Raw genomic sequence first — 13,041 nt, 5'->3', positions numbered from 1 at the left:
GCCGCCATTGTAGCAAAAATTAGCAGTTATTTATGCAGGGCACGGCTATGTGCCTGACTGATCATTTCATCTAACGTTTTAGCCTCTTGCTGCTGCGCTTTATTTTGATCAGCACGATGCCTATTACTCACTATTCCTTCTATGCCTTTGGTAAAGCTCATTTGCTTAAAACAAGCTTGCTGCTGACGTAATTCATCTTGCTGTGAATCATCAATACGCGCTTGTTGCTGCGTCGATAAGCCAGACAAAATACGCTTCATCCCTGACAAATTTTGTAAGCTCAGCGCCGAGCTCATTTGCTGGTTTTTATCCATACTGTTTATGTGCTGCTGAAGCTGAGATAAGCGTTGCTGCTCTAGGTTACTTCTTTGTTGTAACTGAGTTTGCTCGGCCAGCATTTTATCTAATTTTTGTTGTTGTAATCCTAAAAATTTATTAAGCATTCAGTTTACCCATCACTGCATTTAATTGAGTTATTGACTGTGAAAAATCCACTTGTTCGTTCAACCCTTGGCATAGAAATGATTCGATTTGTGGATACAAATTTACCGAACTGTCGAGTTCCGGATCTTTACCTGCCTGATACGCCCCTAAAGGTATAAGCTCATGTACTTGCATATAGCGGCTATAAAGCTTTTTCAATTTATAACAAAAACTTAGCTGCTCATCACTTACTATGTTTGGCATTACTCGACTAATCGATGAACCAATATTAATCGCCGGATAGTGGCCCTTTTCGGCTAATGTGCGATCTAAAACGATATGACCATCAAGGATTGCTCTGGCATTATCAGCTATTGGATCTTGCTGATCATCCCCCTCAGCTAATACTGTATAAATGGCAGTCATACTGCCTTTGCTTTTTTCACTATTACCCGAACTCTCGACCAGCTGGGTTAATTTACTAAATACCGATGGCGGGTATCCTTTGGATGCAGGCAGCTCACCAACCGATAAGCCAATTTCTCGCTGTGCTTGCGCATAACGGGTTAATGAGTCCATCAACAGCAATACATTTGAATTTTTATCTCTAAAATAGGCCGCCAATTTATGGCTAAGCTCGGCCGCTTTAATACGCAATAAGGGAGAATCGTCTGCTGGGGATGCTATTACAATGGCTTTTTTTAAGCCTTCTTTACCAAGGCTTTGCTCAATAAAATCTTTTACCTCCCAACCACGCTCACCGACAAGGCTTACGATAACCACATCGGCAGAGGTAAAGCGGGTCATCATGCCAAGCAACTTACTTTTACCCACTCCCGAACCTGCAAATAGCCCTAAACGCTGGCCTTTTCCCACACTAAATAAGCTATTAATGGCGCGAATACCCACATCTAACGGCTCGATAACGCCTTTGCGCTCCAGCGGCGTTAAAGAATAATCGTTACCCAATTTACTGGCGCTTTTTGTGCTGTCTTGTTCAAGTGGGCCTAAGTTATCAATCGGCTGCATTTGCGCATCAAGCACACGCCCTAATAACTTTTCTGAAATAGCTACATGATTGTTTTTTATAACTGGCCTAACGCGTCCACCTGAATATAAATTTTGTATTTTTTTCAGGGGCATTAAATAGGCTTCATCTTGATTAAAGCCCACTACTTCAGCGTCATACCAGTGACCATCAACACTTTCTACCTGGTATTTTTCACCCATAGCAAATTGCCCACCGGTAGCGGTAAGCGTTAAACCATTTACTCGCGTTAAGCGGCCATAACTTTTAACTAATTCAGGCGGGGTTAGCGCTTTCAGCGAAGACTTTAAGCTGGTATGTAGGGGGTTAGTCATGCGGCTGCGCTTTTAAAATTTCAGGTATTACTTCATCAAGTAAGCTTTGTAATCGCTCTGAAAAAGAAAATCGATGTGTTTGTTGCTCTGCCACCAATTCAACATCGCCACTACTTAGAGCTTCGTCAAAATAAACCGGCACTGAAAACTCAGCTAAACGTGCATCATCAAAGCAGTGGCGATCAGCCCCTGAGAACATAATTTTTGTTACTACATCGCGATTGCTAAGCAAGTTAATGGCTTTTTCAATAAGCTGCGCGCGTATTTCGGGGCGTACTTTTAGCTCGCAGTCAATAACGTGCTCAGCCAAGGTACTTATCATTAAGGCAAGGTCTTGTTTAAACTCATCATTAAAGTTAAGTAGCTCATTATTAGCTTTATCAAATAAAGTGTTAAAACGTTCAATAAGCTGTGTTTTTTGCGCTTCAAGACGTTCAGCAACCCGTAGCTCTATTTGTTGCTCCATTTGCTGCTCTAACTCACTTTGCTTATCGGCTGCCCCCTGCACAAGACCTTTTTCAAAGCCCTGCTGTAAACCAACACGCTGAGCAGCATCTAAACGCTCTTGCAGCGTTTGATGTTGCTCATTTTTATTTAAAGTGGGAAACCTAAATGCTTGACTCATAGTTAGCCTGCGGTCTCTTCTTCAAATAAGCGATATTCAATATCACCTTGTTTGCTCATGTCTCTTACTATCGACATAATTTCTTTTCTGGCGGCAATCACTTTGCTCAGTGGTTGCGCGCTTAAACCATCAATTTGTTGTTGGTACACCTGCGCTAAACGTTTAGGTAATGCACCTAAAACACGCGCTAAAAACTCACTGTTTACACCCTTTAACGACATCGTCCATAACTCATCTGGAATGTCATTAAGCAACAAGGTTAGTGTCTCGTCTGTTTGCTTAATTAAGCCATCAAAGTCGTACATTTTCTCTTGTATTTCATCAGCTACGTTAGTGTTCTGTTTTTTCATTAGTTCGATAATTTGGCTCTTATTACCGTTGTAACGATTCATAATTTCTACCGCTTTATCGACACCATTTACTTGTGCACCTACTTGGCGGCCAACAAATTCAATACACGATTCAAGCGTTAAACGCACATCATCAATAACGTGTTCGCTCACTTCACGAAGGCTGGCAATACGATACAGTAAATCATCATGCTTCGATTCTGGAAACAGTACAATAATGGCTGAGGCTTGCTCTGGGGGTAAAAAGGCCAAAAACAGCGCCTGCATTTGCACATGTTCCTGATCTAAAAAACGTACTATAAGCTCTGGCGGGATCCACTCTAAACGACGTAAATCGTCATTCATTGCACCACCATAAATATCATCAAGCATAGTTTTGGCAAGCTTACGGCCGACGGCTTTATCAAGTGCTCGCTCTAAATACACACGCGACGCGCCATTGACACCACTTTCATTGCGGTAGCAATCAAAAAATTCACTCAAGGTGCCTGCAACATCCTGTTGAGTAACGTTTGAAATTTTAGCCATGCGCTCAGAAATAGCCTGTACTTCACGGCGACCTAATTTACGAATAACACTGGCGGCATTTTCCTCGCCCATACTTAGCAATAAAATAGCGGCGCGATCTAACGCCGGTAATTGTGAGCCTTTATCAAGCTTTTCTTGATTCAATTTCAACTCCTTGTTCTACCCAATATTTTATTACCGACGTGACACGCTCGGTTTCTTTATTAGCAAGTAACTGCATGTGCGCTATTTGTTCTTCAAAGTCATTGCCTATTTGCGGTAACGACATATTTTGATGTTCGCCTGCGCCTTCTTTGGCGGTTAAGTTTTCTATTTGCGATTTAGCATTAATGGCGTCATCAAGCGGACTGCTTTGTCTTTCTGTTGCAGAGGCTGATTTAACTTCATTATCAGCGGTTGCCATGGCGTTGTTTGCTTCGTTACTTTTACCTTTTATCAAGTGATTAACTAAAGGACGCACACCAAATAAAATCAGTAATAAACTAATTAAAGTACCAACAATATAACGGGCATACTCTTTAAGTTCGGGCATTTGCCACCACTCAAGGCCTTCACCCGGTGCTAAAATCTTTTGCTCTACAAAGGCAAAGCTAGTGATGTTAAATTGATCGCCGCGTGCGTCGTTAAACCCCGTGGCTTTTTTTACCATTTCACCTAATGAAGCGAGCTTTGCTTCGCTCCAGCCATCAGCTGTTCCAGCTACTTGCTCATTAATAAGTACTGATAAGCTCATGTTTTTAATACGGCCTACTTCAAATTGGGTGTGAGTCACTGAGCGACCATTTTCAAACTGTCGCTTACTCTCACTTCGTTGTGAAGTACGCTCGTTGTTTTCATCTTCAGCTTGTTCATTAGGCACAGGAGGCTCGTTAGCTAAAGAGCCCGGAATACCAGCCGCCAGCTGATCTAGGGTGCTATCAGATTTAATAAACTCTTGTGTTAATACATTTTGTGGGTCAACCATTTCACGGGTTTCTTCTACCACGCTAAAATCAACATCACTAGAAACCTGAATTCTAAAATTACCTTCACCCAAAATTGGCAACAACATTATAGAGGCGCGTTGCTCTATATTGCGTTCAACTTTTTCAATAAAGGCGAGTTTTTTATCGGTTTCTTTACCCACTGGCGTAGTATCGAATAAATCGCCACTGAGTAATTTACCGCGCTGATCCACCACCGACACAGAACGAGAATCAAGCCCTGGTACACTGCCAATAATCAGTGCAATAATAGCTTCCACTTGCTCTGGTTTTAGCTCATGCCCTGGGGCTAAATCCACCATTACCGAAGCCGCAGTTTTTTGTTCAGTACGCCCTACAAATAAGCTGCGCTTGGGAACTGCTAGATGCACGCGCGCATTGCGAATACCTTGCATATTAATAATGGTGCGTGCCAGCTCACCTTCTAAGGCATGCTGGTATTGCATAGATTCGATAAATTGACTGGTGCCCATAGACACTTTGTCGCTAATATTCTCAATTCCCTCAGGCATAGAGGCTTTAATGCCTCTAGCAGCAAGTGTAATTCGCGCATCAGCCAGTTTTTCTTGTGGCACTAAAATATTACCGCTGTCGGTATCAATGCGGAAGGTAATTTGTTCTTTATCTAAAATTTCTAAAATATTGGCTTTATCATAGCTTTCTTGATTACCGTAAAGCGGTACGTAGTTTTTAGCCGAGGTCCATAAAATAAGGACTATGGTCGCCGCCACTAAGGTGGCTAACAATGCAATGGTTGCAACACTTCTGTCACCTGAGTTGCCAAAGTTTAATTTGTTTGAGAGATTAACCACTCTTTCTTTTAGGTTACTCTCATTTTGCTCAGGTACTTTTGCTAATTCTCCTTTCATATCAGCCTCTACAGTGACATGCGCATGACATCATCAATGCCATTGAGCACTTTATTGCGCATTTCCATCAGCATAGAAAAACTAAGCCCCGCTTTTTGACTAGCGATCATTGCGCCTACCACATCTTCACTTTCACCAGTATCAACGGCTTTAACCATCTCACCGGCGATATTTTGTTGGGCGTTGATAGAGCGAATAACATGCTTAAAATCTTCACTAATATTTACATTTTGATTACTGATAGCAGCCGGCTCTATGCTCTCTGGACCTGCAATTTTTTGCATGTCCATCATTTTGCCCAGCATCATTTGTTGACTTTCAATTGGCGACATTCTTTTTTTCCTTCAAATTATGCAATTGCATCAATATCAATACCGCATTCACGCATAGCGGCAATTTTATATCTTAATGCTCGGGTAGTTACGCCAAGCGCCTGTGCAGTTTGGGTGCGATGCCCTTTAAATCGACTCAATAAACTGTATATATAATCAAACTCCGCCTGCTTTTTATTCTCTTTTAACTGGGTGGCACAAAAAGCCGCCGCTGTTGGTGAGCAATCAGGTAAATTTAAATCTTCAACCTGAATTTCAACGCCTCTGGCCATCACTAAAGCTCGTTGGATTACGTTTTCAATTTCTCGTACATTGCCCGGCCAGTTGTAACAAAGCATCACATCTTCGGCTTGCTTGCTAATATGAAATTCAGAGTTGCCGTATTTTTTTATAAAATGATGAGCCAATGGGATGATGTCATCAACACGATCCCGAAGTGCTGGCCAGCTAAGCGGTAATACATCTAGTCGATAAAATAAATCTTCACGAAATGTGCCTTGCTCAACTTGTTCACGCAATACGCGGTTAGAGGCGGCAATAATGCGTATGTCTAAATTTATTTTTTGATGACTGCCGAGTCTTTCAACTTCTCGCTCTTGTAATACGCGCAGTAATTTAGCTTGTAAATCCAATGGCAGCTCAGTAATTTCATCCAGTAAAATAGTGCCGCCATTGGCCAGCTCAAATTTACCTGGCTGAGCATTCACCGCGCCGGTGAACGCGCCTTTATTAAAACCAAATAACATGGCTTCAAGCATATTCTCAGGAATAGCGGCACAGTTAACCGCAATAAATGGCTTATCTCTACGCTCTGAAGCTTTATGAATAAAGTGCGCTAACTTCTCTTTACCTGTTCCCGATTCGCCAGTGATCAACACCCCTGCGGCGGTTTGAGCTGCGCGATGAGCCAAACGAAGTATTTGCTGTGACTTAGTTGAAACAGCGATTAAATCTTCAAACCCATGCTTCATTGAATCAGTGTTTCTGATTGTTTTTTTAAGCTGTTCTGCAAAGAAAGGTTTTAATAAGTAATCAACTGCGCCACCGGCATTAATTGTTTTTGATGCAATTTCACTTTGTGAAGAATCGACTAACGTTACAATTTGCGAAGTGGGGCATGTCTTACGCAGTAATTTTACTAATTCAACCAGTTCGAGCTGTTGAGTATCTGCATCAACAAACACAAGCTCTGGCTTACTGATAAGGCAGTGGCTCACCGCATCGCTGATGGAGTTTGTATGCAGAAACTTAAAGTTTTCGGCAAATACAACCTGCTGAATTTCAGACGTTGGCTGTTGTTCACTGATCCATAAAAGGTATCTTTGACTCATATTATTCCTTTGCGGTGCAATTAACTTGAGTGTCGGAAAAGACGAACTAAAACACGGCGATTAGACGATGCGCCCTGCTCTGAATTTTTTATAATTGGATAACGTTGACCATGCGCTCTTACTTCTAACATGTCTTTGGGTAAACCAAATTCAATGAGTCTGGCAGCAACGTCATCTGCTCTTTCTTTTGAAAGCAGTCGATTTGATAGCGGCGAGCCCGTATTATCCGTGTGGCCATCAACCAGCACTTTACTTACGCGACTATCTAAAGAAATGTAACGCACTAAATCTTTTAAAAATTTGAGATCTTTAGCCGTTGTTACTGTGCGCTGCCCACTAGCAAACTGTAATTGATGGTCGCGTGCTTGCTCCCAAGAAAGCGGAGATAAACTAGCTAAACACTGCTGATAATCTGCAACTATTTTATCGCTATGGGTATTAGTAAAGGTAAGGCGAAGTTGTTCATCACCAAAGTTTATAATGCTGTCTAACCAACCGCCCTGCTTAATGACGCGAAGTAATGGGGTCATATCTGCAGAAAATTGTATTTCATTGTCTTTAATATCTTTAGACATAAAGTTTAATGGCGTGAGAACTGTATTTGCTGGCTGCCAATCGGCTTTACGGGAAAGAACATGCAAACTTTTTATCGGTTTATCTTGTAAAAGCCAAGTAAATACAAGTTGTTGCTGTTGTGCTGGTACTGATTTCACTTCAAGTAGCGCATAATTATCAAAGCGCTGCTTGAGAGAGCAAGCAAACGGGTTGCTACTGACTGACCAGGTGGAGTTTTCGTAGCTTTGAACCAGATTTTGCTCTGATGCGTGCCCCTGCGGCAACATAAACACAGCACAGGGCAATGCAAATTTAATAAGCTGAGTTAATCTATTCATGTATATTCCGTATAAAGTTAAATAGAACAATTAAGTTTTTTAAATCAATAGCGAAATACAACAAATACAAACACAGTATTAATGAATATCACTAAGTTAATGTAACCCCACGATCGTAGCGATTGCCTTAGACTGGGAGCTTTGCGTCCTATGCTTTCGCATAGTTTGCCGTTTAATTTACTTATGCATTATTTTAAACCAATATAAAAACTAGTAATTATGTACAATAAAAACAGTAGACTATAGTTAAATATCACTAAATGCAAACATTACTCTATAAAATTCATAGTCAATTAATTTTACACTACATTTACAACTATTTATCCTAATGAACCGAGTATATCTACGCGGATAGTATCTGGAATTTCATTATAAGAAAGAACAACTAAGCTGCCTTTTGTAAAAGTTTTAGCATAACGTGCCAGCAGCGGTCTTAGCTGTGGAACCACAATTAATGTTGGTGTTACACCTCTTGATTTCATGTCTTCGACTATCATCGGCATGGTGCGTTGAAATTGCCCCAGTAAATTAGGATCTACCGCAAAACTATCTAGTACTACTTTGCCCGCCTGCATGGCTTGATCAAGTGAGCTTTGTAAAGTGCTTTCTAGCTTTTCATCTAGGCTGTAGGCACTGAGTTCATCACGATTGCCCATCACCTGTTTTACCAATACTTTTTGCAGTGCACAGCGTACGTCTGAAACCAGCAAAATCGGATCTTTAGTTACCTCTACGCTGTCTATTAATGTGCCGGCAATAGTGACTATGTCTTTAATACTTATGTGTTCTTTTAGTAGTAAACGAATCACTTTTAGCTGTAAATTAGTCGGTAATGCTTTTTCGAAGGTTTCGGCTAAGCTAGGTGAGATTTCTTTTAGCCGTTCATTAAGCTTTTGTACGTCTTCATAACTAAATAACTCATCTAAATGTTCTTTGATCACTTTGCCGGTATGAGTAGCAATAATGGTGCCTAAATCAACCACAGAGTAACCCATATTTAATGCTTGGGTTTTGCTGTCATCTTTTATCCAAACGGCCTCAAGCCCATAAGCAGGATCAGTGGTTAATTCACCATCTAAGCTGCCGTATACATCACCGGTATTTAACGCGAGTAACTCTTTGGCGTTTACATTAGCACTTGCAACAGGCACACCGGCTAAGTTTACTTTGTATTCTTGTGGATTTAATTTTAGGTTATCTTTTATTCTGATCTCCGGTAATAAAAATCCAAGTTGCTCAGAAAGATTTTTACGCACACCTCTTAAGGTTTTTACCAGCTCTTCCCCTTTGTCTTTATCGGCCAAATAAACCAAACGAAAGCCAAGCTCAACCGACAACTTATCAACATGAGAAATATCTCCCCACTCTAAGTTAGCCTGTTGCTCACTTAAAATGGTGTCGGTCATTTGTTCGGCTTCAATTAAAGAGTTATCGGGGAGAGAGCGTTGTAATCGCCAAGCAACATAAAATAATGGCGCGGCAAACCCTAAAAAGGCGACAGTGGGCATACCTGGCACAATACCAAGCGTAACCATAATTAATGCAGCAGTAAAAATAACACGCGGAGAGGCAAGTAACTGCTTACCTACTGCTTCACTTACATCGCCTTCATCGTTCATACGCGTAACAATAATTGCCGCAGCAACCGCGAGTAACAACGAAGGAATTTGCGCAACTAAGCCATCACCTATAGTTAACAGCGCAAAACGTTGGAACGCTTCGGCTAAACTTAAACCATGTTGGAAAGCACCTATTGATACACCGCCCAACAGGTTGATCACTAATATAATTAAACCGGCAATGGCATCACCGCGCACAAACTTAGAGGCGCCATCCATAGAGCCATAAAAATCGGCCTCTTGGGCTATAGTACTGCGTCGCTCTTTTGCTTGCTCAGGGCCAATTAATCCGGCATTTAAATCGGCGTCAATTGCCATTTGTTTACCGGGCATGGCATCTAGAGTAAAGCGTGCAGCCACCTCAGAAATACGCTCACCGCCTTTGGTAATAACCACAAAGTTAATCACCATTAAAATAACAAACACCACAATACCAACGACGTAGTTACCGCCTATAACCACTTCACCAAAGGCCTGAATAACGCGACCTGCCACATCTGAGCCTTCATGGCCATGCAGTAATACCACACGTGTTGAAGCAATATTTAGGGTTAAACGCATCAAGGTGGCGACTAACAAAATAGTCGGAAATACAGAAAAATCGAGCGGCTTTTTAGTAGATACCGCCACTAACAATACAATCACCGACAATACAATGTTAAAAGTGAATAATGCATCTAATAGCCATCCTGGTAATGGCAAAATAACCATCGACAAAACAGCTAACAGCAAAATAGGAATAGCGGTATAAGGTTGAGTAAAACTGCGCCAGTTCAAATTATAACTCCAACATCTAAGGTTTCTGTAAGTTTTTAGGGATTGTTAATTCAGGCAATGCGGCGGGTGCTTGTCCTCGCCCTTGCTTGTATGCTTTTAGTTGCAATACATAGGTCAGTACATAGGCAACCGCACTGTATAAGCCGTTGGGCACTTCTTGGTCGACCCGGGTCGAAAAATAAATAGCCCGTGCTAATGCGGGGATTTCTATTATTTCTTTGTTATTCATACGGGCCACTTCGCGTATTCTCAGCGCCATTTCATCTACGCCTTTAGCGACAACATAAGGGGCTTTAGCCGCTTCTTCACTGTACTTTATTGCCACAGCATAATGAGTAGGGTTGGTCACTATCACATCGGCAGTGGGAACACGCTCTTCAATTTTTCTATTCGATTGCTGATATTGTATTTGCCGAATTTTATTTTTTATCTCAGGGCTACCGTCTGAAGATTTACGCTCTTCTTTTACTTCTTGGTGGGTCATTTTTATTTTATCAGCAATCTGTTTTTGCTGAAAAGGCACATCAATAACCGCAATAAAAAGTAGTAAAGTTACGGTGATCATTAACGATAAAAATAACAACTCAATGCCTTGGCCTATCGCCACTTTGATATCTAAGTTTTGTAATACCATCAGCTGCATCCACAGCTTAGTTAAAAAGGTGTATAAGCAAATCGCCAGTAAGGTTATTTTTAGTATTGATTTAAGCAGCTCGACTAACGACTGCTTACCAAACATTTTGCCTAACCCGGTTAATGGGTTTAGCTTACTCATTTTTAGCGCCACGAGTTTTTTTGAAAACACAAACCCACCAGGTAAACACCCAGTGATCCACATTGTGCAAAAGCTTAATAATAAAAACGGCGTGAGAGTCGATAGCATATTCATAATGGCATCACCCAATGCGATGGGCATCATTTTTTTATTATTTATAATAGAGTGATCCAGCACCATAGTACTGTTCATTAAGTTTACAAATAAGCTGTAAAATAAATTGGCAAACCACAATAACCCAGCAATACTAACCATTAATAAAATAGCGGTATTGAGCTCTTTTGAGCGCGCGACTTGGCCGTCTTCTTTGGCTTTTTTTAATCGTTTCTCTGTGGGTTGTTCTGTTTTTTCTTGCGAGCTATTTTCAGACATACCGCTACCTCATCGCTTGTGCAAAGGTTGTTAGCACATGATACGTTAGCCTTGAAAACGCACTTCCTGTGTACTCTAGAGTCATAAATACGCAGAAAAACCCCATCAATAGCGACATAGGAAAACCCAATACAAAAATATTTAATGACGGCGCCGCCCTACTTGCTACACCAAAAGTTAAGTTAACCAATAACATGGCGACTATCCCTGGTAGCGACAGCAATAATGCAGAGGAAAACATCCACGCAAACAACATAATAATCGCCTGAATATCAAACTCATAAATACTGCGACCAATCGGAAAGCTATGAAAGCTCTCTACCATAACCTGCAAAGTTATTAAGTGACCATCTGCGGCAAAAAACAATAATGCACACATAATCCAAAATAACTGTCCCAATAATGCCACTTGATTACCACTACCGGGGTCCATAACAAGCGCCATTGATAAGCCCATCTGCATGGATAAGATCAGCCCTATCATCGCCATTACTTCAAACAAAATACGCAGCGATAACCCCATCATTACCCCAAAAATAATTTGCTCAAAGGTTAAGATAGCGGCATCTAAAGAAAACAAGTCAATAGCAGGTGCAAGTGGTAACTGCGGAGCAACTAAAAAAGCCAACATCATAGACACTAAAATACGAGAGCGCGGCGTTACCGCCGGATTATCGAATACCGGCATAGACCATAAAAGTGCAGAAAAACGCACAAATGGCCACCAAAGCGTGCCCATCCAGCTGACTAAATCAGTAGACGTTAAAGCGAGTAATGAGCTCAACCAAATACCCCAGGTAACATAAATTTGAGCTTATCAAACCAATCAATCATAATTTGTAGCATCCAATGTCCCGCAAATACCACCATTAATAAGGTTAATAACATACGTGGTAAGAACGTTAGTGTTTGCTCTTGAATAGAGGTCGCACCTTGAATAATAGCCACCACAATACCAAGTATTAAACCAGGCACAATTAAGACTAAAATCAGTTTTATGATGGTGTAAACCGCGCTTGAAATAAGCTCTACCGACATTTCTGGGGTCATGGTGACATTCCAAATGTTGCTGCCAGCGTGCCCGCTATCATTGACCAGCCATCGGCAAGTACAAACACCATGAGCTTAAACGGTAAGCTAATGATCAGCGGTGATAGCATCATCATACCCATAGACATCAGCACACTACTGACTACTAAATCAATGATTAAAAAAGGAATAAACAACATAAAGCCAATTTGAAAGGCCGTTGTGAGCTCACTTAATACAAACGCAGGCATTAACACTTCAAACGGAATCTCTTGCGCGGTGAGTGTGGTTGGCTCATTGGCAATTAATAACACTTGGCGTAATTCACTTTCGCGAGTTTGTCTGAGCATAAAAGCACGCAAAGGCTTTTCTGCGGTGAGTAAAGCTTCCTCTAATCCTATGGTTTGCTGCTGAAAAGGCGTATACGCGTTTTGATAAATGTCTTGCCAAACTGGTCGCATAATCAACATAGTGAGCATCAGTGAGATGCCAATTAAAATTTTATTCGGCGGGCTTTGTTGTAACCCCATAGCTTGGCGCAAAATCGCCAATACAATGATGATTCTGGTAAACGACGTTAAAACCATCAGTAGCGCAGGCAATAAACTCAATACCGTCATTAATAAGAGTATTTGCAGTTTAACGCTGTAGTCTTGTCCGTCGGCCGTATCTTTTAGAGAAAACAGCGTAAGTTCTTCTGCATTTAGCCAGCTTGGTAAAAACAACATGATTAACAGTAGGCTAACTTTAAAAATTACGCGTTTATTCATTTG

13 protein-coding genes and 1 riboswitch are annotated in these 13,041 nt (G+C 41.2%); all 13 genes read right to left on the bottom strand.

All coding sequences use genetic code 11. The features are described from left to right. Positions 1-26: 26 nt before the first annotated feature. The 13 genes from AC0L7Q_RS04045 to fliP all read right to left on the bottom strand — a co-directional run bounded on the left by AC0L7Q_RS04045 (position 27) and on the right by fliP (position 13,038). Complete coding sequence (locus AC0L7Q_RS04045) at positions 27-443, bottom strand: hypothetical protein (RefSeq protein WP_409424919.1); 417 nt, start codon at positions 441-443, stop codon at positions 27-29. Continuing rightward, complete coding sequence (locus AC0L7Q_RS04040) at positions 436-1,785, bottom strand: FliI/YscN family ATPase (RefSeq protein ID WP_409424918.1); 1,350 nt, start codon at positions 1,783-1,785, stop codon at positions 436-438. Before AC0L7Q_RS04040 ends, AC0L7Q_RS04045 begins: the two co-directional genes overlap by 8 nt. Further along, complete coding sequence (locus AC0L7Q_RS04035; RefSeq protein WP_409424917.1) at positions 1,778-2,410, bottom strand: FliH/SctL family protein; 633 nt, start codon at positions 2,408-2,410, stop codon at positions 1,778-1,780. The genes AC0L7Q_RS04040 and AC0L7Q_RS04035 overlap by 8 nt, the downstream gene beginning before the upstream one ends. A 2-nt stretch (positions 2,411-2,412) precedes the next feature. Continuing rightward, a complete protein-coding gene (locus AC0L7Q_RS04030; protein WP_409424916.1) occupies positions 2,413-3,432 on the bottom strand; it encodes a FliG C-terminal domain-containing protein in 1,020 nt (339 codons plus the stop codon). Continuing rightward, entirely contained in the window at positions 3,413-5,140 is a 1,728-nt protein-coding gene (gene fliF, locus AC0L7Q_RS04025; RefSeq protein ID WP_409424915.1) for a flagellar basal-body MS-ring/collar protein FliF, read from the bottom strand. Before fliF ends, AC0L7Q_RS04030 begins: the two co-directional genes overlap by 20 nt. Positions 5,141-5,148: 8 nt before the next feature. Next, complete coding sequence (fliE, locus tag AC0L7Q_RS04020) at positions 5,149-5,472, bottom strand: flagellar hook-basal body complex protein FliE (protein WP_010391195.1); 324 nt, start codon at positions 5,470-5,472, stop codon at positions 5,149-5,151. Between the two features lie 17 nt (positions 5,473-5,489). Continuing rightward, positions 5,490-6,803, bottom strand: a complete 1,314-nt coding sequence (locus AC0L7Q_RS04015) for a sigma 54-interacting transcriptional regulator (RefSeq protein ID WP_409424914.1) — start codon at positions 6,801-6,803, stop codon at positions 5,490-5,492. A gap of 20 nt (positions 6,804-6,823) precedes the next feature. After that, a complete protein-coding gene (locus AC0L7Q_RS04010; RefSeq protein WP_138607588.1) occupies positions 6,824-7,696 on the bottom strand; it encodes a MotY family protein in 873 nt (290 codons plus the stop codon). A 97-nt stretch (positions 7,697-7,793) separates the two neighbouring features. Beyond that, a riboswitch (cyclic di-GMP riboswitch) is annotated at positions 7,794-7,876 on the bottom strand. A gap of 140 nt (positions 7,877-8,016) precedes the next feature. Next, positions 8,017-10,092: a flagellar biosynthesis protein FlhA gene (gene flhA / locus AC0L7Q_RS04005; RefSeq protein WP_010391191.1), complete on the bottom strand. Its 2,076-nt coding sequence runs from the start codon at positions 10,090-10,092 to the stop codon at positions 8,017-8,019. A gap of 16 nt (positions 10,093-10,108) precedes the next feature. Beyond that, a complete protein-coding gene (gene flhB / locus AC0L7Q_RS04000) occupies positions 10,109-11,239 on the bottom strand; it encodes a flagellar biosynthesis protein FlhB (RefSeq protein WP_409424913.1) in 1,131 nt (376 codons plus the stop codon). 4 nt (positions 11,240-11,243) lie between these two features. After that, positions 11,244-12,023 carry a flagellar biosynthetic protein FliR gene (fliR, locus tag AC0L7Q_RS03995; protein WP_054202068.1) on the bottom strand — a complete coding sequence of 260 codons (780 nt, stop codon included), beginning with the start codon at positions 12,021-12,023 and terminating at the stop codon, positions 11,244-11,246. Beyond that, positions 12,020-12,289: a flagellar biosynthetic protein FliQ gene (locus AC0L7Q_RS03990; RefSeq protein WP_138607580.1), complete on the bottom strand. Its 270-nt coding sequence runs from the start codon at positions 12,287-12,289 to the stop codon at positions 12,020-12,022. Before AC0L7Q_RS03990 ends, fliR begins: the two co-directional genes overlap by 4 nt. Beyond that, positions 12,286-13,038 carry a flagellar type III secretion system pore protein FliP gene (gene fliP / locus AC0L7Q_RS03985; protein ID WP_075170636.1) on the bottom strand — a complete coding sequence of 251 codons (753 nt, stop codon included), beginning with the start codon at positions 13,036-13,038 and terminating at the stop codon, positions 12,286-12,288. Before fliP ends, AC0L7Q_RS03990 begins: the two co-directional genes overlap by 4 nt. Between the last annotated feature and the right edge of the window lie 3 nt (positions 13,039-13,041).

This window comes from Pseudoalteromonas sp. KJ63-1 (genome assembly GCF_055808145.1).
The sequence above is the reverse complement of the archived record's forward strand: the minus strand, read 5'-3'. Positions and strand labels throughout refer to the sequence as shown.